The sequence below is a fragment of the Nocardioides sp. cx-173 genome (assembly GCF_021117365.1).
In the GTDB taxonomy this organism is placed as follows: Bacteria; Actinomycetota; Actinomycetes; order Propionibacteriales; family Nocardioidaceae; genus Nocardioides.
Window position 1 is genome coordinate 2,364,461 of record NZ_CP088262.1, and the last position, 26,611, is coordinate 2,391,071.

The 26,611-nt window shown below is 71.7% G+C and carries 23 protein-coding genes; 10 read left to right on the top strand and 13 right to left on the bottom strand.

The window, feature by feature from the left end:
* Positions 1 to 33 precede the first annotated feature (33 nt).
* The gene (locus tag LQ940_RS11490) at positions 34 to 990 is read right to left on the bottom strand and encodes a heme o synthase (protein WP_231243592.1); all 957 of its coding nucleotides are present in this window, start codon (positions 988 to 990) and stop codon (positions 34 to 36) included.
* A gap of 181 nt (positions 991 to 1,171) precedes the next feature.
* Between LQ940_RS11490 and tkt the strand changes: the two genes are divergently transcribed.
* From tkt to pgl, 6 genes are all read left to right on the top strand, one after another.
* Complete coding sequence (tkt, locus tag LQ940_RS11495; RefSeq protein ID WP_231243666.1) at positions 1,172 to 3,226, top strand: transketolase; 2,055 nt, start codon at positions 1,172 to 1,174, stop codon at positions 3,224 to 3,226.
* 37 nt (positions 3,227 to 3,263) lie between these two features.
* Positions 3,264 to 4,370, top strand: a complete 1,107-nt coding sequence (gene tal / locus LQ940_RS11500) for a transaldolase (RefSeq protein ID WP_231243593.1) — start codon at positions 3,264 to 3,266, stop codon at positions 4,368 to 4,370.
* Entirely contained in the window at positions 4,367 to 6,013 is a 1,647-nt protein-coding gene (locus LQ940_RS11505; RefSeq protein ID WP_231243594.1) for a glucose-6-phosphate isomerase, read from the top strand. The genes tal and LQ940_RS11505 overlap by 4 nt, the downstream gene beginning before the upstream one ends.
* On the top strand, positions 6,010 to 7,533 hold the full coding sequence (gene zwf / locus LQ940_RS11510) for a glucose-6-phosphate dehydrogenase (protein WP_231243595.1): 1,524 nt from the start codon (positions 6,010 to 6,012) through the stop codon (positions 7,531 to 7,533). The genes LQ940_RS11505 and zwf overlap by 4 nt, the downstream gene beginning before the upstream one ends.
* Before the next feature lie 70 nt (positions 7,534 to 7,603).
* A complete protein-coding gene (locus LQ940_RS11515; protein ID WP_231243596.1) occupies positions 7,604 to 8,509 on the top strand; it encodes a glucose-6-phosphate dehydrogenase assembly protein OpcA in 906 nt (301 codons plus the stop codon).
* Positions 8,506 to 9,237 (top strand): 6-phosphogluconolactonase, encoded by a 732-nt coding sequence (pgl, locus tag LQ940_RS11520; RefSeq protein WP_231243597.1) that lies wholly within the window; start codon positions 8,506 to 8,508, stop codon positions 9,235 to 9,237. Before LQ940_RS11515 ends, pgl begins: the two co-directional genes overlap by 4 nt.
* An 82-nt stretch (positions 9,238 to 9,319) precedes the next feature.
* On the opposite strand, the gene LQ940_RS11525 is transcribed toward pgl, so the two are convergent.
* From LQ940_RS11525 to uvrC, 9 genes are all read right to left on the bottom strand, one after another.
* Entirely contained in the window at positions 9,320 to 9,679 is a 360-nt protein-coding gene (locus LQ940_RS11525; RefSeq protein ID WP_231243598.1) for an RNA polymerase-binding protein RbpA, read from the bottom strand.
* Positions 9,680 to 9,694: 15 nt separating this feature from the next.
* Positions 9,695 to 9,931 carry a preprotein translocase subunit SecG gene (gene secG / locus LQ940_RS11530; RefSeq protein ID WP_231243599.1) on the bottom strand — a complete coding sequence of 79 codons (237 nt, stop codon included), beginning with the start codon at positions 9,929 to 9,931 and terminating at the stop codon, positions 9,695 to 9,697.
* A 31-nt stretch (positions 9,932 to 9,962) separates the two neighbouring features.
* Complete coding sequence (gene tpiA, locus LQ940_RS11535; protein WP_231243600.1) at positions 9,963 to 10,769, bottom strand: triose-phosphate isomerase; 807 nt, start codon at positions 10,767 to 10,769, stop codon at positions 9,963 to 9,965.
* 3 nt (positions 10,770 to 10,772) lie between these two features.
* Positions 10,773 to 11,996 (bottom strand): phosphoglycerate kinase, encoded by a 1,224-nt coding sequence (locus LQ940_RS11540; RefSeq protein WP_231243601.1) that lies wholly within the window; start codon positions 11,994 to 11,996, stop codon positions 10,773 to 10,775.
* 1 nt (position 11,997) lies between these two features.
* Complete coding sequence (gap, locus tag LQ940_RS11545) at positions 11,998 to 12,993, bottom strand: type I glyceraldehyde-3-phosphate dehydrogenase (protein ID WP_231243602.1); 996 nt, start codon at positions 12,991 to 12,993, stop codon at positions 11,998 to 12,000.
* A gap of 158 nt (positions 12,994 to 13,151) precedes the next feature.
* Positions 13,152 to 14,138, bottom strand: coding sequence for a DNA-binding protein WhiA (gene whiA, locus LQ940_RS11550; protein WP_231243603.1), 987 nt, complete (start codon positions 14,136 to 14,138; stop codon positions 13,152 to 13,154).
* 56 nt (positions 14,139 to 14,194) lie between these two features.
* Positions 14,195 to 15,148: a gluconeogenesis factor YvcK family protein gene (locus LQ940_RS11555; protein WP_231243604.1), complete on the bottom strand. Its 954-nt coding sequence runs from the start codon at positions 15,146 to 15,148 to the stop codon at positions 14,195 to 14,197.
* A 6-nt stretch (positions 15,149 to 15,154) separates the two neighbouring features.
* The gene (gene rapZ, locus LQ940_RS11560; RefSeq protein ID WP_231243605.1) at positions 15,155 to 16,042 is read right to left on the bottom strand and encodes an RNase adapter RapZ; all 888 of its coding nucleotides are present in this window, start codon (positions 16,040 to 16,042) and stop codon (positions 15,155 to 15,157) included.
* On the bottom strand, positions 16,042 to 18,048 hold the full coding sequence (uvrC, locus tag LQ940_RS11565) for an excinuclease ABC subunit UvrC (protein WP_231243606.1): 2,007 nt from the start codon (positions 18,046 to 18,048) through the stop codon (positions 16,042 to 16,044). The genes rapZ and uvrC overlap by 1 nt, the downstream gene beginning before the upstream one ends.
* Positions 18,049 to 18,129: 81 nt before the next feature.
* On the opposite strand from uvrC, the gene LQ940_RS11570 reads away from it, so the two are divergent.
* Complete coding sequence (locus tag LQ940_RS11570) at positions 18,130 to 19,428, top strand: pyridine nucleotide-disulfide oxidoreductase (RefSeq protein ID WP_231243607.1); 1,299 nt, start codon at positions 18,130 to 18,132, stop codon at positions 19,426 to 19,428.
* On the opposite strand, the gene LQ940_RS11575 is transcribed toward LQ940_RS11570, so the two are convergent.
* Together LQ940_RS11575 and LQ940_RS11580 are read right to left on the bottom strand one after the other, a co-directional pair.
* A complete protein-coding gene (locus LQ940_RS11575) occupies positions 19,425 to 19,859 on the bottom strand; it encodes a Rieske (2Fe-2S) protein (protein WP_231243608.1) in 435 nt (144 codons plus the stop codon). The two genes, LQ940_RS11570 and LQ940_RS11575, sit on opposite strands and share 4 nt — an antisense overlap.
* A 25-nt stretch (positions 19,860 to 19,884) precedes the next feature.
* Positions 19,885 to 20,358 carry a Rieske (2Fe-2S) protein gene (locus LQ940_RS11580; RefSeq protein ID WP_231243609.1) on the bottom strand — a complete coding sequence of 158 codons (474 nt, stop codon included), beginning with the start codon at positions 20,356 to 20,358 and terminating at the stop codon, positions 19,885 to 19,887.
* Between the two features lie 114 nt (positions 20,359 to 20,472).
* Here LQ940_RS11580 and LQ940_RS11585 point away from each other — a divergent pair, with 114 nt between their 5' ends.
* Genes LQ940_RS11585 through LQ940_RS11595 form a run of 3 tightly spaced genes read left to right on the top strand, consistent with a single transcriptional unit; the run spans position 20,473 to position 23,530 of the window.
* On the top strand, positions 20,473 to 21,681 hold the full coding sequence (locus LQ940_RS11585; protein WP_231243610.1) for a hypothetical protein: 1,209 nt from the start codon (positions 20,473 to 20,475) through the stop codon (positions 21,679 to 21,681).
* Entirely contained in the window at positions 21,678 to 22,325 is a 648-nt protein-coding gene (locus tag LQ940_RS11590; RefSeq protein ID WP_231243611.1) for a hypothetical protein, read from the top strand. The genes LQ940_RS11585 and LQ940_RS11590 overlap by 4 nt, the downstream gene beginning before the upstream one ends.
* A complete protein-coding gene (locus LQ940_RS11595) occupies positions 22,322 to 23,530 on the top strand; it encodes a hypothetical protein (protein WP_231243612.1) in 1,209 nt (402 codons plus the stop codon). The genes LQ940_RS11590 and LQ940_RS11595 overlap by 4 nt, the downstream gene beginning before the upstream one ends.
* Here LQ940_RS11595 and uvrA read toward each other — a convergent pair.
* On the bottom strand, positions 23,527 to 26,553 hold the full coding sequence (gene uvrA, locus LQ940_RS11600; RefSeq protein WP_231243613.1) for an excinuclease ABC subunit UvrA: 3,027 nt from the start codon (positions 26,551 to 26,553) through the stop codon (positions 23,527 to 23,529). The two genes, LQ940_RS11595 and uvrA, sit on opposite strands and share 4 nt — an antisense overlap.
* Between the last annotated feature and the right edge of the window lie 58 nt (positions 26,554 to 26,611).

Consider the following 26,611-nt stretch of genomic DNA (forward strand, 5'->3'; position numbering starts at 1 on the left):
CACGCCACCGCGCCGCCACGGCCTCGGCCGGCCTCAGATCTTGAGCAGCGGGTCCAACGCGACGGCGACGAAGAGCAGCGACAGGTAGAGGTTGGAGTGGTGGAACAGCCGCATCGGCTGGATCACGCTCAGGTCCTCGGTGCCGCGGGCGCGCCGCATCAGCTTGTGGGCCTCGACCAGGAACACGGCGCCGAGGACCGCCGCCGCGATCGGGTAGAACGGCCCGGTGCCGGCCACCGGCCACAGCAGCAGGGACGTCGCGACCATGACCCAGCTGTAGAGCACGATCTGGCGGCCGACCTCGCGGGCGGGCACCACGACGGGCAGCATGGGCACGTCGACGTTGGAGTAGTCCTCGCGGTAGCGCAGGGCCAGCGCCCAGGTGTGCGGCGGCGTCCAGAAGAAGACCACGGCGAACAGGATCACCGGGACCCACGACAGCTCGCCGGTGACGGCGGTCCAGCCGATGAGCGCCGGGAAGCAGCCGGCCAGTCCGCCCCACACGATGTTCTGCGTCGTGCGGCGCTTGAGGACGATCGTGTAGACCAGCACGTAGAACGCGTTGGCCCCGAGCGACAGGCCCGCGGACAGCAGGTTGACCTCGGCCACCAGGACGACGGTCGAGAGCACCGCGAGCACGGTGGCGAAGACCAGGGCGGCGACCGGGCTGACGATGTGGCGCGGCAGCGCGCGGCGCCGGGTCCGACGCATCTGCTCGTCGATGTCGCGGTCGTAGACGCAGTTGTACGCCGACGCGGAGCCGGCGGAGAGCGCGCCGCCGACGACCGTGGCGAGGACCAGGCGCAGCTCGGGCACGCCCCGCTGGGCGAAGAACATCACCGGGACGGTCGTGAGCAGCAGCAGCTCGATGACCCGGGGCTTGGTGAGCCCGACGTAGGCGGCGACGACGTCCTTGAAGGACGGTCGCTTGCTCGGGTCCACCCGCTCCGGCTGCTGGGCAGCCGCAGGCGTTTGGCCGACGTAGGTCACGGAGATCCTCGGGAATGGGAAAGGCTGCCTCGGGCAACCGGTGCGAGTGCGAGTCTAACGCCTCGCCTGAGTAGGCTCGGACTGGCGCAACCCCCCGGAGAGGAACGACGTGACGACACGCACAGGGCTGGACTGGAACGAGATCGACGACAAGGCGGTCGACACCGCCCGAGTGCTGGCCATGGATGCGGTGCAGAAGGTCGGCAACGGCCACCCCGGCACGGCGATGAGCCTCGCACCAGCGGCGTACCTGCTCTTCCAGAAGGTGATGCGTCACAACCCGGCCGACCCGGCGTGGCCGGGACGCGACCGCTTCGTCCTGTCGTGCGGCCACAGCTCCATCACCCTCTACACCCAGCTCTTCCTGGGTGGCTTCGGCCTCGAGATCGAGGACCTGATGGCGCTGCGCACCTGGGGCAGCAAGACCCCGGGCCACCCCGAGCACGGCCACACCGCGGGCGTGGAGACGACCACCGGCCCGCTCGGCCAGGGCGTCGCCAACGCGGTCGGCATGGCGATGGCCGCCCGCCGCGAGCGTGGGCTCCTCGATCCCAACGCGGCCGAGGGCGAGTCGCCCTTCGACCACCACGTCTACGCGATCTGCTCCGACGGCGACCTGGAGGAGGGGGTCAGCGCCGAGGCCTCCTCGATCGCCGGCACCCAGCAGCTCGGCAACCTCACGGTGATCTACGACGCCAACCGGATCTCCATCGAGGGCGACACCGACGTGGCGTTCACCGAGGACGTCGCCAAGCGCTACGAGGCCTACGGCTGGCACGTCCAGACCGTCGACTGGACCCAGGACGCCACGACGTACGTCGAGGACGTGCCGCAGCTGTACCGCGCGATCGTCAAGGCCGACGAGGTCACCGACCGGCCGAGCCTGATCGTGCTGCGCACCGTGATCGCCTGGCCGGCACCCAAAGCGCAGGGCACCGGCAAGGCCCACGGCTCCGCGCTCGGCGACGACGAGGTCGCCGCCACCAAGGAGATCCTGGGCTTCGACCCGACGCTGAAGTTCGAGGTGCCGCCCGCGGTGCTCGAGCACACGCGCAGCCTCGTGGAGCGCGGCCGCGCCGCCGAGGCCGCCTGGCACGAGGACTTCAAGCGCTGGACGAGGAAGCCGTCCGCGGACGTCGACCTCTACGAGCGGCTGCAGACCCGCACGCTGCCCGCCGGCTGGGCCGACGACCTGCCGACGTTCCCCGCCGACCCGAAGGGGATGGCGACCCGCAAGGCCTCGGGCGCGGCCATCAACGCGATCGCCGGCCGGGTGCCGGAGCTCTGGGGCGGCTCGGCCGACCTCGCCGAGTCCAACAACACCACCATCGAGAACGCGCCCTCCTTCATCCCCCAGGACCGCTCGACCGACCAGTGGAAGGGTGACCCGCTCGCCGGCCGAGTGCTGCACTTCGGCATCCGCGAGCACGGCATGGGCGCGATCATGAACGGCATCGCGCTGCACGGCGGCACCCGCGTCTTCGGCGGCACGTTCCTGACGTTCTCCGACTACATGCGCGGCGCGGTCCGGCTCGCGGCCCTCATGGGCCTGCCCGTGACCTACGTGTGGACCCACGACTCGATCGGTCTCGGCGAGGACGGGCCCACGCACCAGCCGATCGAGCACCTGGCCGCGCTGCGCGCGATCCCGGGCCTGGACGTCGTCCGCCCGGCCGACGCCAACGAGACCACGGCCTGCTGGCAGGCCATCCTGGAGCGCACCGACCGGCCGGCCGGCCTGGCCCTGTCCCGCCAGAACGTCCCGGTCTTCCCGCGCGGCGAGGACGCCGACGGTCAGCACTGGGCCGACACGAGCAACGTCCGCCGTGGCGGCTACGTCCTGCTGGACAGCCCCGCCGAGCTGGAGGGCGGCCAGCCCGACGTGGTCCTGATCGGCACCGGCTCCGAGGTCCAGGTCGCCGTCGCGGCGCGCGAGCTCCTCGCCGCCGACGGCATCCGGGCGCGGGTGGTCTCCATGCCGTGCCTGGAGTGGTTCGAGGAGCAGGACATGGCCTACCGCGAGACCGTCATCCCCCCGACCGTGAAGGCCCGTGTCTCGGTCGAGGCCGGCGTCAAGCAGGGCTGGCGCGAGCTGGTCGGCGACCACGGCCGGATCCTGTCGATCGACACCTACGGGGCCTCGGCGGACTTCCAGCGCATCTACACCGAGTACGGCATCACCGGCGAGGCCATGGCCAACGCGGCCCGCGACAGCATCCGGACCGTCACCGGCTGACGATCCTCCGGCACCACCGACGAGCACAGGAGCAACCATGAGTGACCGACTGAAGGCCCTGGCGGACGCCGGGGTGTCCATCTGGCTCGACGACCTGTCGCGGGAGCGGATCGAGAGCGGGAACCTCGCCGACCTGGTCAAGGAGAAGTCGGTGGTGGGCGTGACCACCAACCCGACGATCTTCGCCGGCGCGATCGCGGACGGCGAGCGTTACGACGACCAGGTCAGGCGCCTGGTCGCGAGCGGCGCATCCGTCGAGAAGGTGATCTTCGAGCTCACCACCGACGACGTCCGCAACGCCTGTGACATTCTCAAGCCGGTCGCCGACGGGAGCTCATCGGACGGCCGGGTCTCGATCGAGGTCGAGCCGGACCTCGCCAACGACACCGACGGCACCATCGCGTCGGCCGAGGCGCTGTGGAAGGCGGTGGACCGCTCCAACGCGCTGATCAAGATCCCGGCCACGAAGGAGGGCCTGCCCGCGATCACGCACGCGATCGCCCACGGCATCAGCGTCAACGTCACGCTGATCTTCAGCCTCGAGCGCTACCGCGAGGTCATGGACGCTTACCTCACCGGCCTCGAGCAGGCCCGAGAGGCCGGGATCGACCTGTCCACCATCCAGTCCGTCGCCTCCTTCTTCGTCTCGCGCGTCGACACCGAGGTCGACAGCCGCCTCGACGAGCTCGGCATCGACGAGGCCAAGGCGCTCAAGGGCAAGGCGGCAATCGCCAACGCCCGCGTGGCCTACGGGGCGTTCCAGGAGGTCCACGCAGGCAAGCGCTGGCAGTCGCTGGCCGACTCCGGCGCCGTCGTGCAGCGCCCCCTCTGGGCGTCCACCGGCGTCAAGAACCCCGACTACCCCGACACCCTCTACGTGAGCGAGCTGGTCGTCGCCGGCACCGTCAACACGATGCCGGAGAAGACGTTGGAGGCGTTCGCCGACCACGGGAAGGTCACCGGCGACCAGGTCACCGGCCGGGCTGAGGAGGGGCAGGCGGTCCTCGACCGGCTCGCCGACGTCGGCGTCGACTTCGAGGACGTGCTGCTGAGCATCGAGCACGAGGGCGTGGAGAAGTTCAAGAAGTCCTGGACCGAGCTGGTGGAGACGGTCCGCGGCCAGATGGAGAAGGCCCAGGCATGAGCGAGACGGCTTGGAACGCTGTCGAGGGGGACGGTTTCGAGCTGTTCTTCGGCTACCCCGACGAGGCGGCGTACGCCGCGACGGTGGAGGCGCTGGTCGCCGACGGCGTCGCGAGCGGCATCGCCGGCCGGGACGCCACCTTGTGGGGTCCCGAGGCCGAATCCGAGTCCGGCAAGCGGCTCGGCTGGGTCGACCTGTCCGAGCGCTCCCGCGCGCTCGTCTCCGACGTCGCCGCCCTGCGGGCCGAGCTCGCGGGCAGCGGTCTGTCGCGGGTCGTGCTCTGCGGCATGGGCGGCTCCTCGCTGGCACCCGAGGTGATCTGCGAGTCCTACGGCGTCGCGCTCGACGTACTCGACTCCTCCGACCCGGACTTCGTGCGCACCGCGCTCGAGAGCCGCCTCGACGAGACCGTCGTGGTGGTGTCCTCGAAGTCCGGCGGAACCGTCGAGACCGACAGCCAGCGGCGCGCCTTCGAGAAGGCGTTCCGCGATGTAGGGATCGACCCGGCGCAGCGCATCGTCGTGGTCACCGACCCCGGCTCGCCGCTGGAGGAGTCGGCGCGCGAGGCCGGCTACCGGGTGTTCCTGGCCGACCCCGAGGTGGGTGGACGCTACTCGGCGCTGACCGCGTTCGGGCTGGTCCCCAGCGGCCTGGCCGGCGCCGACATCGCCACGCTCCTCGACGAGGCGGAGGCGATCCGCCCGGCCCTCGAGGCGGACTCCCCCGACAACCCCGGACTCCGGCTCGGCGCGCTGCTCGGCGCGGCCAACCTGGCCGGAGCCGACAAGCTCGTGCTGGCCAACGCCGGCGCCCCGTTCGCCGGCTTCGGCGACTGGGCCGAGCAGCTCGTCGCCGAGTCCACCGGCAAGGACGGCAGGGGCATCCTCCCGGTCGTCGTCGACTCGATCGACTCCCCCGGCTTCGCCCCCAGCACGCCTGACGAGGTGCTCGTGACGATCGGGCCGGAGCGGGTCTTCGAGCGGGTCCGGCCCGCCTCCGGCTGGGGCGCCGCCGTCGACGCCGCGCTGGGCGCCCAGATGCTGCTGTGGGAGTACGCCACCGCGGTCGCCGGCCGGGTCATCGGCATCAACCCCTTCGACCAGCCCGACGTCGAGAGCGCCAAGGCCGCCGCCCGCGAGATGCTCGACGGCGGCGGCAACCAGCCCACCCCCGTGTTCGTCGACGGGGCGGTCACCGTCTACGCCTCGCCCGGCTGGCTGCCCGAGGGCACCGACACCGTCGCCGGCGCCGTGGACGCGCTGCTCGCGGAGCTCGATCCCCGCACCGGCTACGTCGCCGTGCAGGCCTACCTGGACCGCCACCGCGACGCCGCGCTGTCCGCCGTACGCGACCGCCTGGCGGCGCGCACGGGCCGGCCGGTCACCTTCGGGTGGGGGCCGCGCTTCCTGCACTCGACCGGGCAGTACCACAAGGGCGGCCCCAACACCGGCGTCTACCTCCAGGTCACGGGCCAGCCCGTGGCCGACCTGGCCGTGCCCGACCGGCCCTTCACCTTCCATGAGTTCCTCACCGCGCAGGCCGTGGGCGACGGGCAGGTGCTCGCCGACAAGGGCCGGCCGGTCCTGCGGCTGCACGTGAGCGGACCGGACGACCTGGACGCCGTACGAGGGGTGCTCGCATGACCTACGTCAACCCGCTGCGCGACCCGCGGGACCGGCGCCTGCCCCGCATCGCCGGTCCCTGCGGGATGGTGCTGTTCGGCGTCACCGGCGACCTCTCGCGCAAGAAGATCATGCCGGCGATCTACGACCTCGCCAACCGCGGCCTGCTGCCACCGGGCTTCAGCCTGGTGGGCTTCGCCCGTCGCGACTGGGCCGACCAGGACTTCGCGCAGATCGTGCACGACTCGGTGAAGGCCTACGCCCGCACGGAGTTCCGCGAGGAGGTCTGGAAGCAGCTCTCCGAGGGGTTCCGCTTCGTCCAGGGCGACTTCGACGACGACGAGGCGTTCGAGCTCCTGCGGCAGACCATCGAGGAGCTCGACCGCAGCCGGGGCACGGAGGGCAACCACGCGTTCTACCTGGCGATCCCGCCGGCCTTCTTCGGCACCGTCGCCTCCCAGCTCAAGGAGCACGGCCTGGCCGACCCGCACGGCGACTCGTGGCGCCGGGTGGTGGTCGAGAAGCCGTTCGGCCACGACCTGCAGTCGGCCCGCGAGCTCAACGCGTCGCTGGACGAGGTCTTCCCCCCGGGCTCGATCTTCCGGATCGACCACTACCTCGGCAAGGAGACGGTCCAGAACATCCTGGCGACGCGCTTCGCCAACATGATGTTCGAGCCCCTGTGGAACGGCAACTACGTCGACCACGTCCAGATCACCATGGCCGAGGACGTCGGCATCGGCGGCCGGGCCGGCTACTACGACGGCATCGGCGCCGCCCGCGACGTCATCCAGAACCACCTGCTGCAGCTGATGTCGCTCGTGGCGATGGAGGAGCCGACGTCGTTCGACGCCGACAGCCTGCGGATGGAGAAGGAGAAGGTCCTCGCCAGCGTCCGGCTCCCCCGGCGGCTGGACCTGACCACGGCCCGCGGGCAGTACGCCGCCGGCTGGGCCGGGGGCGAGAAGGTCGCGGGTTTCCTCGAGGAGGAGGGCATCCCCAAGTCCTCCACCACGGAGACGTTCGCGGCGATCACGCTGCACGTCGAGACCCGCCGCTGGGCCGGCGTCCCCTTCTACCTGCGCACCGGCAAGCGCCTGGGGCGCCGGGTCACCGAGGTGGCGGTGGTGTTCAAGCGGGCGCCGCACCAGCCGTTCAGCGCCAGCTCCGTCGAGGAGCTCACCCAGAACGCCCTGGTGATCCGGATCCAGCCCGACGAGGGCATGACCCTGCGCTTCGGCTCCAAGGTGCCGGGCACCGCCATGGAGATCCGCGACGTCAACATGGACTTCGCCTACGGCGGCTCGTTCACCGAGGACAGCCCCGAGGCCTACGAGCGGCTGATCCTCGACGTGCTGCTGGGAGACCCGCCGCTGTTCCCCCGTCACGAGGAGGTCGAGCTCTCGTGGAAGATCCTCGACCCGATCCTGGAGGCCTGGGAGCGCAAGGGCAAGCCCGAGCAGTACGGCTCCGGCACTTGGGGCCCGGCGTCGGCCGACAAGATGCTGGCCCGCGACGGACGCGTCTGGAGGCGACCCTGATGTCACCCCACGGCACCGTGAATCTCCCCCGCTGCGCTCCTGCGACCCACGCTCTCGAGGGGGCCCCGACATGATCGAGCTCACCAACACCACGTCCTCCAAGATCGCCGCGGAGTTCGTCCGCGGGCGCAAGCGGGCCGGCAGCCCCGCAATGGGCATGGTGATGACGTTGGTCATCGTCGCCCCCGAGGACGACGCCGAGGACGCCATGAGAGCGGCCCGCGAGGCCTCCCACGAGCATCCGGCCCGCGCCCTCGGCGTGATCCTGGGCGAGGCGCGGGGCGCCGGCGAGATCAACGCCCAGGTCGGCACCGGAGCCGGCTGGACCGGTGAGACCGCGGTAATCCGGCTCAAGGGCGAGGTCGTCAAGCACGCCTCCTCGGTCGTGCTGCCGCTGCTGCTGCCCGACTCCCCCGTGGCCGTCTGGTGGCCCACCGACGCCCCCGCGGACCCCGCGGCGGACCCGCTGGGCGCGCTCGCCCAGCGGCGGATCACCGACGCCGCGGCCGCCCCGCGGGGCAAGGGCAAGGCGTTGCAGGTGCAGTGCTCGTCGTACGTCAAGGGCAACACCGACCTGGCCTGGACCCGCACCACGCCCTGGCGCGCCCTGCTCGCCGCGGCGCTCGACCAGCACCACGTCAAGGTGACCGGCGCCTCGGTCACCGCCGAGCGGATCAGCCCGAGCGCCGACCTGCTGGCGGCCTGGCTCGCCACCCGGCTGCGGGTGCAGGTCGAGCGCGCCAACTCCGGCGGCCCCGGAATCACCGAGGTGGTCCTGGACACGCCCGAGGGCCCGATCCGGATCAGCCGGCCCGACGGCAAGCTGGCGACCTACGAGTCGCCGGGCAAGCCCGACCGGCCGATCGCGCTGAAGCGCCGCAGCCTCCCGGAGCTGCTCGCCGAGGAGCTGCGCCGCCTCGACGAGGACGACGTCTACGCCGAGGTGACCAAGCGACTGCGGAAGGCCGCCTCGTGACGGCGGCGAGCGCCCCGCTGATCGAGGTGCACCCGGACGCCGGCGCACTGGCCACCGCGGTCGCCGGGGAGCTGCTGTCCCGGCTCGCGGACGCCCAGGAGGCCGGGAGGGAGCCGCAGATCGCCCTCACCGGCGGCAGCATCGCCGAGGCGCTGCACCGCGAGCTGGCCCGGCTGTCCCCCGGCTCGGGCGTCGACTGGACCCGCGTCGTCGTGTGGTGGGGGGACGAGAGGTTCGTGCCCGCCGACGACCCGGACCGCAACGCCGGTCAGGCGCGGCGCGCCTTCCTGGACGAGGTCGGCGCCACCCAGGTGCACGAGATGCCCGCCAGCGACTCCGGTGCCGACGTCGCGGCCGCGGCGCAGGCCTTCGAGGACGCGGTCCAGGCCCACGGCGCCGGCGAGTTCGAAGTGGTCATGCTCGGCATCGGACCGGACGGCCACGTCGCCTCGCTCTTCCCGGGTCGCCCCGAGCTCGCGGTCGAGGACCGGATCGCGGTCGCTGTGACCGACTCCCCCAAGCCGCCCCCGGAGCGGATCACCTTCACCTTCCCCGCCCTCAACCGCAGCCGGTCGGTCTGGCTGGTCGCCAGCGGCGAGGGCAAGGCCGAGGCCGTGGCCCGCGCGCTCGCCGACGCGGGCTCCGTCGAGGAGACCCCCGCTCGCGGCGTACGCGGCCAGGTCGACACCGTCTGGTTCCTCGACCGCGAGGCCGCCTCCCGCCTCTGAGCCCATCGACCCGTCACCAACTTCCCCGAAATGCCGCTGACCCGTCAGAAAGTTTCTGACGGGTCAGCGGGGAGGGCGGGGATCAGAAGATGATGTCGCCGGACTTGCGGCGGGAGCGGAGCAGCTGGATGGCCTCGTCCAGGATGTCGGCCGCCTCGGTGTCGGAGCGGCGCTCCTTCACGTAGGCCAGGTGCGTCTTGTAGGGCTCGATCTTGCTGGCCGGCGGGGCGTTCTCCGAGTCCCGCCCGGCGGGCAGTCCGCACTTGGGGCAGTCCCAGGAGTCGGGGGCCACCGCCTCCACGGCGAACATCACGACCGACGTGTGCTCGCGGGAGCAGAAGTACGTCACCGCCTGACGCGGCGCCGACTCCCCGCGCTCCGCCTCGCCCATCGGCCCGGCGCCGACCCGGCTACCGCGAATGGCGCTACCTCCACCAGCCATGTGTCCTACCTTCTTTCAGTTCTGGTAAGCGAGCAACAGGCCTAGCGCGATCACGCAGGCGAACCAGATGACACCGATCCCGATCGTGAACCGATCGAGGTTGCGCTCGGCGACGGATGAGCCGCCGAGGGAGCTGCTGACACCGCCGCCGAACATGTCGGAGAGCCCACCGCCACGTCCCTTGTGCAGCAGCACAAGGATGATCAGCAATGTGCTCGTGATGACGAGCAGAACAGTGAAGAGCGTTGTCACAGCGAGGAATCCTACGGCAGAGGGCGGAGAGTCAGAGGACCGGCATGTCGTAGAACCGGCAGATGCCGCCGAACTCGTCGACCTGGAGACTCGCGCCCCCGACCAAGGCGCCGTCGACGTCGTCCTTGGCCATGATCCCGGCGACGTTGTTGGCCTTCACCGAGCCGCCGTACAGGACGCGCACGCCGTCGGCCGCCGCGTCCCCGTGGACCTCGCGGATCCGCGCCCGGATGGCGGCGCAGACCTCCTGCGCGTCCTCGGGCGTGGCGACCTCGCCGGTGCCGATCGCCCACACGGGCTCGTAGGCGACCACCAGGCCGGCGACCTGCTCGGCGGTGAAGCCGGCCAGCGACCCGTCGACCTGGGCCAGTGTGTAGGCGACGTGCTCGCCGGACTGGCGGATCTCGAGCCCCTCCCCGACGCACACGATGGGGGTCATGTCCGCGCGGTGGGCCTGGTGCGCCTTGGCGTTGACGATCTCGTCGGACTCGGCGTGGTACTCGCGGCGCTCGGAGTGGCCCACGACGACGTAGGAGCAGCCGAGCTTGGCCAGCATCCCCGCGGAGATCTCACCGGTGTAGGCGCCGGAGTCCTTGGTCGAGACGTCCTGGGCGGCGTACTTGACCGAGAGCCGGTCGCCGTCGACGAGGGTCTGGACCGAGCGCAGGTCGGTGAACGGCGGGCAGACCACCACCTCGACCTTGCCGTAGTCGTGGCGCTTGTCCGACAGCGTCCACGCGAGCTTCTGGACGAGCACCACCGCTTCCTGGTGGTTGAGGTTCATCTTCCAGTTGCCCGCCATGAGCGGCGTGCGGCCGGGAGCCTTCGAGTCAGCCATGGGTCAGTCCTCCAGGACGGTGATGCCGGGCAGTTCCTTGCCCTCGAGGTACTCCAGGCTGGCCCCACCACCGGTGGAGATGTGCCCGAAGGCGGCTTCGTCGAAGCCCAGGGTGCGGACGGCGGCGGCGGAGTCGCCACCACCGACCACGGAGAGTCCGTCGATCTCGGTCAGCGCCTGGGCCACCGCGCGGGTGCCGTCGGCGAAGGCCGCGACCTCGAAGACCCCCATCGGCCCGTTCCAGAAGACGGTGCGAGCCGACTGCAGGGCGGCGGCGAACGCCGCGCCCGACTCGGGACCGATGTCGAGTCCGAGCGCGTCGGCCGGGATCGCGGTGGCGGGCACGACCTGCGGGTGCGGCTCGACGTCGCCCGAGGGGAACGCGGTGTCCACGACGATGTCGGTGGGCAGCACGATCTCCACGCCGGACTCCTCGGCCCGGGCAAGGTAGGACCGGCACACGTCCAGCTGGTCCTCCTCGAGCAGACTCTTGCCGACCTCGTGGCCCTGGGCCTTGAGGAAGGTGAAGACCATGCCGCCGCCGATGAGCAGCTTGTCGGCCTTGCCGAGCAGGTTGTCGATGACACCGAGCTTGTCGGAGACCTTCGAGCCGCCGAGCACGACGACGTAGGGCCGCTCGGGGTCGACGGTCAGCCGGCGCAGGACCTCGATCTCCTGGGCGACCAGGCCGCCCATGGCGTGCGGCAGCCGCTGGGCGACGTCGTAGACGCTGGCCTGCTTGCGGTGGACGACGCCGAAGCCGTCGGAGACGAACGCGTCGGCCAGGGCCGCGAGCTGGTCGGCGAAGGCGCCGCGCTCGGCCTCGTCCTTGCTGGTCTCGCCGGCGTTGAAGCGGACGTTCTCGAGGAGCGCGACCTCGCCGTCACCGAGCCCGGCGACGGTCTCCTGGGCCGACTCGCCCACCGTGTCGGTGGCGAACGCGACCGGGGCGCCGAGCAGCTCGCCGAGCCGGTCCGCGACCGGGCGCAGCGAGTAGGCGGGGTCCGGGGAGCCCTTGGGCCGTCCCAGGTGGGCGGTGACGACCACCCGCGCGCCGGCCTCGGCCAGCGCGCGGATGGTCGGGACGCTCGCCCGGATCCGGCCGTCGTCGGTGATGACTCGGTGATCATCGGGGCCGTCGAGGGGCACGTTCAGGTCCGAGCGGACCAGCACGCGCCTGCCGCGAACGTCACCCAGCACGTCGATCGGCGAGGAGAGGTCGCTCACGTCAGAGGGTCTCGCCGACGTAGTTGACCAGGTCCACCAGACGGTTGGAGTAGCCCCACTCGTTGTCGTACCAGCCGACGACCTTGACCTGGTTGCCGATGACCTTGGTCAGGGGCGCGTCGAAGATGCACGACGCCGGGTCGGTGGTGATGTCGCTGGAGACGATCGGGTCCTCGCTGTAGCGCAGGATCTTGCCGTCGGCCGCCGCCTTCATCAGCGCGTTGACCTCCTCCACGGTGGTCTCGCGACGGGCCTCGAAGGTGAGGTCAGTCGCCGAGCCGGTGGGCACCGGGACGCGGAGCGCGTAGCCGTCGAGCTTGCCCTTCAGCTCGGGCATGACCAGGCCGATCGCCTTCGCGGCACCGGTGGACGTCGGGACGATGTTGGTCGCCGCCGCGCGGGCGCGCCGCAGGTCCTTGTGGGGGCCGTCCAGGAGGTTCTGGTCGCCGGTGTAGGCGTGGATGGTCGTCATCAGGCCCTTGACGATGCCGAGCTCGTCGCTGAGCACCTTGGCCATGGGGGCGAGGCAGTTGGTCGTGCACGACGCGTTGGAGATGATCGTGTGGCTCGCGGCGTCGTAGTCGCCCTCGTTGACGCCCATCACGATCGTGACGTCCTCGTTCTTGGCCGGGGCCGAGATGATGACCTTCTTGGCACCGCCGTCCACGTGGGCCTTGGCCTTGGTGGCGTCGGTGAAGAAGCCGGTGGACTCGATGACGATGTCGGCGCCGAGGTCGCCCCACGGCAGGGCGGCGGGGTCGCGCTCCTCGAAGACCTTGAACGTGTGGCCGGCAGCGGTGATGTCGGTGTCGGTGTGGGTCACGTCGCCGTCGAGACGCCCGAGGATGGAGTCGTACTTCAGCAGGGTGGCGAGCGTCTTGTTGTCCGTCAGGTCGTTGACGGCCACGATCTCGATGTCGGCTCCGGAGGCCACGACGGCCCGGAAGAAGTTGCGTCCGATGCGGCCGAAGCCGTTGATGCCTACGCGTACGGTCACTGCGATTGCTCCTAGCGGTGCGCGGGTGGTGCGGCTCCCAGCTCGTGGAGCCGCGTCGTGTCCGACCCTATCGGTTCGGGGTGTACGACCAGACTGTCGTCCCTCGGTACGTACCGGTAACCCACGTAGGTCCCGAAGACACGGGACCTACGCCGGGCTCAGCCCTCGTCGGCGAGCATCTCCGGGGTCAGCGAGGACTCGGTGTCGGGGATCCCGAGCTCCTCCGCGCGCTTGTCGGCCATGGCCAACAGCCGCCGGATGCGGCCGGCGATCGCGTCCTTGGTGAGCACCGGCTCGTGCAGCTGGCCGAGCTCCTCGAGCGAGGCCTGCTTGTGCTCGAGGCGCAGGGACCCGGCCAGCTTGAGGTGGTCGGGGATCTCGTCGCCGAGGATCTCCAGCGCGCGCTCGACGCGGGCCCCGGCGGCCACGGCGGCGCGTGCGGAGCGGCGCAGGTTGGCGTCGTCGAAGTTGGCCAGGCGGTTGGCCGTGGCTCGCACCTCGCGCCGCATCCGGCGCTCCTCCCAGGCCATGAGCGACTCGTGGGCGCCCAGGCGCGTCAGCAGCTGCCCGATCGCGTCGCCGTCGCGGATCACGACCCGGTCGACCCCGCGCACCTCGCGCGCCTTGGCCTGGATGCCGAGACGACGCGCGACGCCGACCAGGGCGAGGCCGGCCTCGGGTCCCGGGCAGGTCACCTCGAGCGAGGAGGACCGGCCCGGCTCGGTGAGCGAGCCGTGGGCGAGGAAGGCGCCGCGCCAGGCGGCGACGGCGTCGCAGCCCCCGCCGGACACGACGGCGGGCGGCAGGCCGCGCACCGGTCGCCCGCGCTGGTCGATCAGTCCGGTCTGGCGCGCGAGCGCCTCGCCGTCCTTGGTCACGCGCACGAGGTAGCGGCTGCCCTTGCGGATGCCCGCGCCCTGCACCATCACCACGTCGGAGCTGTGGCCGTAGACCTCGGCGATGTCCTTGCGCAGCCGCCGCGCGGCGGCGCCGGTGTCCAGCTCGGCCTCGACGACGATCCTGCCGCTCACGATGTGGAGCCCGCCGGCGAACCTCAGCATGGAGGCGACTTCCGCCTTGCGGCAGCAGGTCTTCGTGATCGGGGTGCTGGACAACTCCGCCTTCACCTGGGCCGTCATCGCCATGCGCCGATCCTTGCACGCGAGTCAATCACCCTCGGGGGCAGGCCTCGTCGCGCCGCTCAGGCCCCGCTCATGATCCGGGCGTAGGCCGCGGCCAGCTTCTCCGGGTCGTGGCGGGCGGTGCCGTCGTCGAGCATCACGTCGTCCAGCACCAGGCGGGCGCCGTACGAGGTCACGGCCCGCTCGAGCTCGTCGGCCTCGTCCCCCAGCGACCGGGGGTCGGCGAGCACGACGTGGGGCCGCAGGTCCGGGGCGTGCTCGACGAGCACCGCGAGGTGCTCGGCCGGGCCGAACCCGTCGGTCTCCCCCGCCTGCTCCTCGAGGTTGAGCACCACGATCAGCCGGGCGTCGCTGGTGACGATCGCCTCGCAGAGCTCGCGGACCATCAGGTGCGGGATGACGGAGGTGAACCACGAGCCCGGGCCCAGGACCAGCCAGTCGGCGGCCCGCACCGCCGCGACGGACTCGGGGCACACCTGGGGGTCCGGGGGCTCCAGCGCGATCGAGGCGATGCGGCCGGCGGTCGAGGCGACCTCGACCTGGCCGCGCACCGTCACGAGGCGGTCCGGCTCGAGTCCCTCCACCTCGGCGGTGATGACCAGGGGTGTCAGAGCCATGGGCAGCACCCGGCCCTTGGCCCCGAGCAGCCGGCCCACCCAGTCCAGCGCGTCGACATGGTCGCCGAGCAGCTCCCAGAGGCTGACGATCAGCAGGTTGCCCACGACGTGGCCGCGCATCTCGCCGGCACCCTGGAACCGGTGCTGGAGCACGCGCGACCAGGTGACGTCCCAGGCGCCCTCGCCGCAGAGCGCGGCAAGAGCCATCCGCAGGTCTCCGGGCGGCAGCACCCCGAACTCACCGCGCAGCCGCCCCGACGAGCCGCCGTCGTCGGCCACGGTCACCACCGCGGTGAGGTCGTCGACGGTCAGGTCGTCGACGAGGAGCCGCAGCGCCGTGAGCGAGGCGAACAGGCCGTGGCCGCCCCCGAAGGCCACCACCGACTGGGCACGCACGCCCCCTCACTCCCGGCCGAGGTCGCGGTGGGTCACGCGGACCTCGAGCCCCTCGGCGGCCAGGCGGCGGCCGATCTCCTCGCTCATCGCGACGCTGCGGTGCTTGCCGCCCGTGCAGCCGACCGCGACGCGCATGAACCGCTTGCCCTCGCGCAGGTAGCCCTCGGCCACGCCCGCGAGGACCGGGACGTAGCCGTCCAGGAACTCCTCGGCGCCCTTCTGGGCCCGCACGTAGTCGGAGACCGGGGCGTCGCGCCCGGTGCTCGCGCGCAGCTCGGGCACCCAGAACGGGTTGGGCAGGAAGCGCATGTCGGCGACGAAGTCCGCGTCGACGGGGATGCCGTACTTGAAGCCGAAGCTGATGACGTTGACGCTCAGCCGCATGGTCACCGGCGAGCCGAACGCCTCGCCGATCCGGTCGGTCAGCTGGTGCACGTTGAGGCTGGTGGTGTCGATCACCAGGTCGGCGTCGCTGCGCAGGTCGGCGAGCACCTGCCGCTCGCGTTGCAGGCCGTCCAGCAGCCGGCCGCTGCCCTGCAGCGGGTGCGGGCGGCGCGCGGCCTCCTGGCGACGGACGAGCACGTCGTCGGCCGCGTCCAGGAACACCAGCGTCGTACGCCGCCCGATCGCGCCCTGGGCGAGGTTGGCGTGCAGCGTGTGGAAGAAGGACCCGGAGCGCACGTCGACCACGACCGCGATCCCCTGCGCGGCGCCGACGCCGTCGTCGACGAGCTTGACCACGTCGGGCAGCAGGCTCGGGGGCAGGTTGTCGACCACGTAGAAGCCGAGGTCCTCCAGCTCCTTGGCCGCGGTGCTGCGCCCCGCGCCGGTCATCCCGGTCACGACGACGAGCTCACCCGGGTGGGCCGCGTCCACGTCACCTGCGTGCGTCATCAGGACTCCTCGATCTCGCCGGTGGCGGTGTTGACGGAGACAGTCTTGCCGGTCGCCGGCCCCTGGGCCACGGCGTCCTTGATCGCGGTCGCGGTGCGCTCCCCGATGCCCGGCACCATCGCGATCTCCTCGACCGACGCGAGCCGGAGCTTCTTGAGCGACCCGAAGTGCTTGAGCAGCGTCTTGCGGCGCACCTCGCCGAGGCCGGGTACGTCGTCGAGGAGGCTCTCCACCATCGTCTTGGAGCGCCGCGAGCGGTGGTGGGTGATCGCGAACCGGTGCGCCTCGTCGCGCACCCGCTGGAGCAGGTAGAGCCCCTCGGAGGACCGCGCCAGGATGACCGGGTCCTCCTGACCGGGCACCCACACCTCCTCCAGACGCTTGGCGAGCCCCACGACCGGGATGTCCACGATCCCGAGCTCGTCGAGCGCCTGCTGGGCCGCGGCGACCTGCGGTGGCCCGCCGTCGACGACCACCAGGCCGGGCGCATAGGCGAACTTGCGGGGCCGGCCGGTCTCGGGGTCGACCAGCATCGGCCCGTTCTCGGTGGCGACCTCCTGGCTGCGGGCCTGCTCGTCGAGGAGCCGGCGGAAGCGTCGGGTGATGACCTCGTGCATGGACGCGACGTCGTTCTGGCCCTCGACGCCGCGGATCACGAAGCGGCGGTACTCGCCCTTGCGTGCCAGCCCGTCCTCGAAGACGACCATCGAGGCGACCACCTCGGTGCCCTGCAGGTTGGAGACGTCGTAGCACTCGATGCGCAGCGGCACCTCGTCGAGGTCGAGCGCCTGCTGGATCTCCTCCAGTGCCCGGTTGCGGGTCGTCAGGTCGCTGGCCCGCCGGGTCTTGTGCAGCACGAGCACCTGGCCGGCGTTGCGGGCGACGGTCTCCTGCAGCGTCTTCTTGTCCCCGCGCTGCGGCACCCGGATCTGCACCCGGCTGCCGCGCAGGTCGCTGAGGAGCGCCTCGAACGTCGCCACGTCCGGCGGCAGCGCCGGCACCAGGATCTCGCGCGGGATGGTGCTCGCCCCCTCATCGGGCAGCGTGCCGGCATAGAGCTGGAGCAGGAAGTCCTCGACGAGCTCGGGGGTGCCGCCCTCGTCGACGCGGTCGGCGACCCAGCCTCGCTGGCCACGGATCCGGCCGCCGCGGACGTAGAAGATCTGCACGGCCACCTCGAGCGGGTCCTCGGCCAGGGCGATCACGTCGGCGTCGGCACCGTCGCCCAGGACGACGGCCTGCTTCTCCAGCGCCTTCTCCAGCGCCCCGAGGTCGTCGCGCAGCCGGGCCGCACGCTCGTAGTCCTGCGCGTCCGAGGCGGCGTACATCTCCTTCTCGATGCGGCGGACGAACGGCCGGGTCTGCCCGCCCATGAAGTCGCAGAAGTCGTCGACGATCGCGCGGTGCTCCTCGGCCGACACCTGCCCGACGCAGGGCGCGGAGCACTTGCCGATGTAGCCGAGCAGGCACGGCCGCCCGATCTGCGCGGAGCGCTTGAAGACCCCGTTGCTGCACGAGCGCATCGGGAAGACCCGCAGCAGGACGTCGACGGTCTCGCGGATCGCCCACGCGTGGCTGTAGGGACCGAAGTAGCGGGTGCCCTTGCGCTTGGCGCCACGGCCGACCATGACCCGCGGGAACTCCTCGCCGACCGTCACCGCGAGCCAGGGATAGGACTTGTCGTCGCGGTACTTGACGTTGAAGCGCGGGTCGAACTCCTTGATCCAGGAGTACTCCAGCTGCAGCGCCTCGACCTCGGTGTTGACGACCGTCCACTCCACGCTGGCGGCCGTGGTCACCATCGTGGCGGTGCGCTGGTGCAGGTTGCCGACGTCCTGGAAGTACGACGACAGCCGGGCGCGCAGGTTCTTCGCCTTGCCGACGTAGACGACCCGCCCCTGGGCGTCGCGGAAGCGGTAGACCCCCGGCTGGGTCGGGATCGAGGCCGGCTCCGGCCGGTAGGACAGCGGCCCGCGGGAGGCACGGGACGGGCGGGGCGGTGGCACGCCCCAACCCTACGGTCCGCCGGGGACATGCCGTCGGAGTGGCAACTTCCTCAGCATTGTCGCCTGACTTACTATGCTTTCATGCACTGTCGTGACCGCTACGGGCTCCGGCTCACCACGTCGGACGTCGCCGCCGACTCCTACAACCGCGGTGTGGGCGACCTGCTGCGGCTGCGCGCAGGCGCCGTGGCGGCCATCGCGAGCTCCGTGGTGCACGACCCGACCTTCGCGCTGGGCCACGCGGCGCTGGCGCTGCTCGGGCACGACCTGTGCGCACCCGTCGACGTCCAGGGCCGGATGCGCGACGCCGAGCGGCACGCCGCCCGGGCGACCGAGCGCGAGCGCAGCCACGTGCACGCGATCCTGTCGCACCTGCGCGGTGACTCCACGCCGGTCGTGCGCCACCTCGCGACCTACCCCGTCGACGCACTGCTGCTCTCGGCGGCGGTGCCGACCATCGCCTTCGCCGGGGTGACCGAGGTCCCGCAGCAGGCCTGGAACATCGTCGAGCGGGCGGCGCCGGCCTACGGCGACGACTGGTGGTACGCCGGCCTGCTGGCCTTCGTCCGCCAGGAGCAGGGCCGCTTCGACGAGGCGATGGAGCTCTCCTGCCGGTCACTGGAGGTCGAGCCGGGCGCCGGCCACTCCGCCCACGCCCGCGCCCACGCCCACTACGAGACCGGCGACCACCTGGCCGGCCTGACGTGGATGGACGCCTGGGTGACCGGCGACGGCGCCAGCATCGACAGCCTCAGCCACTTCTCCTGGCACGCCGCGCTGCACGAGCTGTCGCTCGGCAACCTGGACGCCGTCCGGGCGAGGTACGACGCCCAGCTGCGACCCGAGCACGGACTGGGCTGCCGGGCGCTGGTCGACAGTGGCTCGCTGCTGATCCGCTGGGCGATGACCCCCGACGCCGAGGACGTCCCGGACCTCGACCGGGTCGCGCAGGTCGTCGGTCGTGACGTGCTGGAGCGGCCGTCCACGCCGTTCCTCGCCATGCACAGCGCGGTGACGCTGCTGGCGCTCGGCGACGGGGCCGGCCTGGAGCGCCTGGCGCGCTTCGCCGCCCGTCACCCGCACGCCACCCAGCGTGAGGTCGTCGCCCCCCTGACCGATGCACTGCGGGCGATGCACGCCGGGCGCCACGCGCGTGCGGCCGCCGCGCTCGGGACGCTCTCCCCCGCCATCGCGCGACTGGGTGGCTCGGACGCGCAGCGCGAGATCGTCGAGGAGGTGCGGATCGCGGCGCTCATCCGCGCGGGCCGGCTCGACGAGGCGCGCGAGCTCCTGGACCGGCGACTGGACCGCCGCACCTCCCCGCGCGACGAGCGCTGGCGCGAGGACTGCCTCCAGCCGGCGGCGGGCCGGTCCGGCTAGGCGGCGAGGATCTTGTCGCCCTGCACGTCGATGCTGACCTCGGCGAGGCCGGACCCGGCCGGCCCACCCTCGACCTTGCCGCTGTCCGCGGAGAACTCGCTGCCGTGGAAGCTGCAGTGGATGACGCCGTCCTCGACCGAGGTCACGACGTTGTTCTGGTGGGTGCAGACGGCACTGAAGGCCTTGAAGTCACCCTCGGTGGGCTGGGTGATCACGACCTTCTCCGCGGTGAGGATGAGCCCGCCCCCGACCGGCACCTCGGAGGTGCTGGCCAGCTCCGCCCCGGCCTCGGGCTGGGCGCCGCCGTCTCCACCGCCGCCGCCGTCGTCCGAGGAGCCGCCGCAGCCGGCGAGCGCGGCGGCGATCCCGATGGCGCCGAGACCGTGGAAGACGATGCGGCGGGTGGGCTGGAACGTGGGCCTGTCGGACATGGGTGACTCCGGGTGCTGGAAGGGGTCAGGCAAGGCTGATCTGGTCGCCCTCGACGTTCAGCTCCACCGTGCCGAGCGGCTCGCTGGCCGGGCCTCCCTGAGGGGATCCGTCGGTGATCGAGAACGTGCTGGCGTGGCACGGGCAGTTGATGGTCTCGGTGACCTCGTTGACCGGGCAGCCGGCGTGGGTGCACTGGATGCTGAAGCCCTGGAAGGTGCCCGCGGTCGGCTGGGTGACGACGACACCCTCGTCGAGGAAGACCGCGCCACCTCCGACCGGGATGTCCGCGGCGGTGGCGAAGGCACCGGCGGACGAGGCGGACCCGCTGGGCGTGGGCGTCGGGCTGGGTGAGCCCGGCGGGGACGGGGTGCTCGACCCGGCCGGGTCCCCCGCCGACGTACTGCCGTCGTTGCCGCACGCAGCGAGCACTGGCAGCGCCAGACCCACTCCTGCGGCTCCGGTGAGTGCCCGGCGCCTGCTGAGTCCCGATGCGGCCATGAGAGGTACCTCCGAGAGCGGGGAGTAGTTGAAAGACACACTACTCACCAAGATGAGAAGAGCATGAGAACGAGCCGCTACCTCCCTGTGAATCCGGAACGGTAGCCTGAGCCGGTGGGGGCATGGGGAGCCGACGGGACCGTCGACGCGTACGTCGACGACCTCGACGCCCTCGTCGCTGCGCTCCGCGAGGATCCCGTCCACGTCCAGCAGGTCCGCGGCAACGGCCACACCGCCGAGGTGGACGCGGCGCTGACCCGGATCGTGGAGTCCTCCGACATCCCCGTCTACGTCGCGCTCGTCGGCAACCTGCCAGACCTCGCCGTCGACGACCCCACCGAGGACCTGGGCATCCGGCTGCAGTCGCAGCTCGACCCCGACGCGGTCTACGTGGTCGCCGTCGGCAGCCGCGGCACGGACTTCCACTACGGCGGCTCCGACCCGGACCTCGCCCACGCCATCTACGAGGGGCTGAAGCCCACCTACCCCGACTGGGAGGACGAGGACGCGCCGCGCGCCAGCGACGCCGGCCGGGCCGCGATCCTCGCCTCGATCGTGGCCGACGAGGACCACACCGTGTCCGAGGAGCTCGTCGACACCTACACCTCCTCGGCCACCTGGACGCAAGCGGGCTACCGGGAGAGCAAGCAGCCCTACCTGCATGTGGAGGTCGTCTCGGCGTCGGTGTTCGTGGGCGTCCTCGTCGCCCTCGTCGGGTGGCGGCTCACGCGCACCTGGGCGCTGCGGGCGGTCACCGCCGCTCCCCCGGCACCCCAGCGCGGTCGGAAGCCGCCTGCGTCGACCGTCGAGGCAGCCATAGACCGGCCCGGGGCGGACCTCGAGACCGTGCGCCGCGACGCGACCTCGACGCTCGACAAGCTCGCGGCCGAGCTCACCGCACGTCCGAACGGTCCCGGCGTCGATGACGCCCTGGGCTGTCGGGTTGCGGCCGAGCAGGTCCTCGGCTCGCACGACCTGCTCGACGTGGTCGGTGCGCTGGTCCTGGCCCGGACCGGGCGGGCCCTGCTCAAGGACCACGACCGGCCCTACCGGCCGTGCTTCGTCAATCCGCTGCACGGCCGCGGCTACCTCGAGATCGACCTGCCCGCCGGCGGCGGGTCGGTCGCCGTCCCGGTGTGCCGCCGGTGCAGCGAGGCCCGGTCGTCATCACGCCGCCGCCCGGACGCACTGCTCGAGCCGCGCTCGTCCTGGCTGCCCATGCCGGATCGTCCCTACTACGAGGGGGACACGGTATGGGCGCGGACCGGCTACGGCAGCCTCGACCCGGACCTGTGGCGGCACGTGACGCAGGAGCGGCGATGAAGGGCCGGCGGCTGTGGGTCGGCCTCGCGGTCTCGGTCCTGCTCGGCATGGGCGCGGCCGTCTGGCCGGCCGTGAGCATGGAGACCTCGAAGCATCAGACGATCGACCCGCCCGGCGACCGGGTGCGCGCGGCGATCGAGGAGCTTCGTGTCGACCGCGTCCACGTCCCGCCCGACGGCAGGTCCATGCTCGACGAGGCCGCGGAGGAGCGGGTCGAGGAGCTGATCGCGGACGCGGACCCCGCTATCTACGTGATCGTCTGGGCCGAGACCAGCGACGCCGGCTACGGATCGCCGTACGACGTCGTCGACCAGGTGGGGGCGGCGATCGACCCGCGGGCGGTCATCGTGGTGTGGGAGGGCCCGGGGCGCGGCGACGTCGACGTCTTCGAGGGCTACGTCTACTCGTCGATGGAGTTCGAGGGGGAGCCCGAGGCCCGCATCCGCGAGCTCGTCGAGGAGCTCGACGGCGATTCCGTCGAGCCGCCCGAGGGCGAGGACGCCGGCGACATCATCGCGGGGGTCCTCCTGGGCTCCATGACCGCGGGCACCGCCTACGGTCTGCTCATGATGGTCGTCGGCTTCGTACGGCTCCCGTTCGGCCGACCGTTCCTCGTGCCCGGACCCAAGCAGGGAGACCGATGACCCCGACCGACGACCAGGTCGCACAGCTGCTGGCCACCATCCAGGAGAGCCTCGACGCCACCGGGGTCTACGTGTCGCCTGCCATGCACCGGCTGGTCGACGAGGCCGACGTGGCGCGGATCGAGGCCGCCGTCGCCCGCTCCCCCGAGCCGCTCTACGTCGTGGTGCACCCCTTCGACTACGACGACGCCTTCAACGGCAACCCGGGCGACCTGTTGAGCCGGCTGCACGACGCGTCGGGCGACCCCGGTCTGTACGTCGCGAACGCCCAGATCTACCGAGGGCAGGAGTCGTTCCGCATCGACGCACGCGCCTGGGGCGACTCCGCGGGCGGCCGCTCGGACACCTACACCCTCTCCACGGTCGCGGAGAGTGCCGGCCCGGACGACCTGGGAGCCCAGCTCGTCACCGCGGCGGAGGCGGTCGCGGACGGCACGGTCGACGAGCAGTACCGCACGCTCGTGGAGGCCGAGGAGGAGCGCGACTCCCCGGCTCCGTCCGGGAGCGGCTCCGGCGCCTCCGACGACGGCGGCGGGGTGGCCCCGGTGCTCACCGTCGTGGGCGTCCTCGTGCTCGTCGTCGTGCTCTACGTGGCGATCAAGCGCGCCGCCCAGCGCCCCCGGTCCTCGCGCCCGCGCGAGTTCGCGCTCCCCGCCTCCGTGCTCGACCGGGTGCGCGAGGCCCACGACCAGCAGCTGACCCGTCGTGCGCACCGCGAGGTGCTGGCTCTGGGCGAGCGGATCGACGCGGCCGAGCTGGACGCCGACCGCGCGCCTGGTTCCTGGCAGGCCGCGCTCGACCACTACGACGCGGCGCGCCGGGTCCTCGGGGAGGAGGGCACGGAGACCGACGTGCTGGACGTGGTGGGGGCGCTCGTCCTGGCCGAGCGCGGGGACGAGGCGCTGAGCGCGGCCCTGGCCGGACGGCCGTTCACGCCGACCACGCCGTGCTTCCTCGACCCGCTGCACGGCGCGGCCACGACCGCGGGGGCCATCGAGCTCGTCGGCGACCGGGTCGAGGTGCCGCTGTGCAAGGCGTGCCGCGAGGACCTGCGCAAGAATCGACGCCCCGACATCCTCGACGTCGTGCGCGGCGGCAAGCCGGTGCACTACTTCGAGACCGACGACGAGCCCTGGGCCTCCACCGGGTACGGCGCCCTGGCGCCCGACCTGGTCGAGCGGCTGCACCGCCGGCGTCAGGTCTAGGCCTTCTTGGCGGCCGCCTTCTTGGTGGTGGTCTTCTTGGTCGCGGCCTTCTTGGTCGCGGCCTTCTTGGTGGTGGCCTTCTTGGTGGTCGCCGCCGCGGCGCTCTTCTTGCCGCGGGGCTCCGGAGCGGCCGAGGACGCCAGCATCCGCGCCGGCTGCTGGGCGTGGCGCCCGTCGAGGATCGGCGCCAAGAACTGACCGGTGTAGGAGTCGGGGTTGGCCGCCACCTGCTCGGGGGTGCCCTCCGCGACGACCATGCCGCCGCGCGAGCCGCCCTCGGGACCCATGTCGACCAGCCAGTCGGCGGTCTTGATCACGTCGAGGTTGTGCTCGATCACCAGCACCGAGTTGCCCTGGTCGACGAGGCGACCGAGGACCATCAGCAGCTTGCGGATGTCCTCGAAGTGCAGACCGGTGGTGGGCTCGTCCAAGACGTAGACGGTGCGCCCGGTGGAGCGCTTCTGCAGCTCGGAGGAGAGCTTGACGCGCTGAGCCTCGCCGCCCGACAGGGTGGTCGCGGGCTGGCCGAGCCGGACGTAGCCGAGGCCGACCTCGACCAGGGTCTTCATGTGGCGCGCGATCGGCGGGACGGCGGCGAAGAAGTCGACGGCCTCCTCGATCGGCATGTCGAGGACCTCGGCGATGGTCTTGCCCTTGTAGTGCACCTCGAGCGTCTCGCGGTTGTAGCGGGCGCCGTGGCACACCTCGCACGGGACGTAGACGTCGGGCAGGAAGTTCATCTCGATCTTGATCGTGCCGTCGCCCGAGCACGCCTCGCAGCGCCCGCCCTTGACGTTGAACGAGAACCGGCCCTGGAGGTAGCCGCGCATCTTGGCCTCGGGCGTCGAGGCGAAGAGCTTGCGGATGTGGTCGAAGACGCCGGTGTAGGTGGCCGGGTTGGAGCGCGGCGTGCGCCCGATCGGCGACTGGTCCACGTGGATGACCTTGTCGACGTGCTCCAGGCCGGTGATCTTCTGGTGCCGGCCCGGCACCGTGCGCGAGCGGTAGAGCTGCTTGGCCAGCGAGGTGTAGAGGATGTCGTTGACCAACGTGGACTTGCCCGACCCGGACACCCCCGTCACGGCGACGAACAGGCCCAGCGGGAAGGCGACGTCGACGTTGCGCAGGTTGTGCTCCCGTGCACCGTGCACCTTGAGCTCGCGGCCCTTGGTGCGGGGGCGGCGCACCTCCGGCACGGGGATCTCGCGGCGACCGGAGAGGTACTGGCCGGTCATGGAGTCGGGATGGTCGAGCAGGCCCTGGACTGAGCCGCTGTGGACGACCTGGCCGCCGTGCTCACCGGCGCCGGGGCCGATGTCGACGACCCAGTCGGCGGTGCGGATGGTGTCCTCGTCGTGCTCGACGACGATCAGGGTGTTGCCGAGGTCCTTGAGCCGGACCAGGGTCTCGATCAGGCGCTGGTTGTCGCGCTGGTGCAGGCCGATGGACGGCTCGTCGAGGACGTAGAGGACCCCGACCAGGCCGGCGCCGATCTGCGTCGCCAGGCGGATGCGCTGGGCCTCGCCGCCCGAGAGCGAGCCCGAGGGCCGGTCGAGCGAGAGGTAGTCGAGGCCGACGTCGAGCAGGAAGTTGAGCCGCTCCTGGATCTCCTTGAGCACGCGCTCGCCGATCTGGCGCTCGCGGGCGCTGAGGTCGAGGTCGCGCAGGAACTCGGCGGTCTCGTTGATCGGCAGCGAGCAGACCTCGGCGATGTTGCGCCCGCCGAGCAGGACGGCCATCGAGACCGGCTTGAGCCGACTGCCCTTGCAGGTCGGGCACGGGACCTCACGCATGAAGCCCTCGAACCGCTCCCGGCTGGTGTCGGACTCGGCCTCGCGGTGGCGCCGCTCGATGTAGGGGCGCACGCCCTCGAACGCCGCGTAGTAGGCGCGCTGGCGGCCGTAGCGGTTGCGCGTGACGACGTGGACCTTGGTGGAGTGCCCGTCGAGGATGGACTTCTGCGACTTGGCCGGGATCTGCTCCCAGGGGGTGTTGAGATCGAAGCCGAGCTCGTCGCCCAGTGCCCCGAGCAGCTTGAGGAAGTAGTCGGCGACGTGCGCCTGGCTCCACGGCTGGATGGCGCCCTCGCCGAGCGTGGCGCCGGGGTCGGGCACCACGAGCTCGGGGTCGACCTCCATGCGGGTGCCGAGACCGCTGCAGGCGGGGCAGGCGCCGAACGGCGAGTTGAACGAGAACGAGCGCGGCTCGAGCTCGTCGGTGTCGATCGGGTGGTCGTTGGGGCACGACATCTTCTCGCTGAACCGCATCTCGCGGTCGGGGTCCTTGGCGTCCAGGTCGACGAAGTCGAGCAGGACCAGGCCACCGGCGAGGTTGAGGGCGGTCTCCACCGAGTCGGTCAGGCGGCGCTTGGAGGTGTCCTTGACCGCCAGCCGGTCGACCACGACCTCGATCGTGTGCTTCTTCTGCTTGTCGAGCTTGGGGCCGTCGTCGAGCAGCGCGTCCAGGGAGTGGGTCTCCCCGTCGACCCGGGCGCGACTGAAGCCCTGGGTCTGCAGCTGGCGGAACAGCTCGAGGTACTCGCCCTTGCGGCCGCGGATCACCGGGGCCAGCACCTGGAACCGGCGGCCCTCCTCGAGGGAGAGCACCTTGTCGACGATCTGCTGCGGCGTCTGCCGCTCGATCGGGGCGCCGCAGGTGGGGCAGTGCGGGCGGCCGGCGCGGGCGTAGAGCAGGCGGAGGTAGTCGTAGACCTCGGTGATCGTGCCCACCGTCGAGCGCGGGTTCTTCGACGTGGACTTCTGGTCGATGGACACGGCGGGCGAGAGGCCCTCGATGAAGTCGACGTCCGGCTTGTCCATCTGGCCGAGGAACTGGCGCGCGTAGGCCGACAGCGACTCGACGTAGCGGCGCTGGCCCTCCGCGAAGATCGTGTCGAAGGCGAGCGAGGACTTGCCGGAGCCCGACAGGCCCGTGAACACGATGAGGGAGTCGCGGGGAAGATCGAGCGAGACGTCCTTGAGGTTGTGCTCCCGGGCTCCCCGGATGATGAGCTGATCCGCCACTGCCGTCCTTCGGGCTAGGTCCTGGTTCGAACAAGTGTTCGTCATCGGCCGGTGGGAA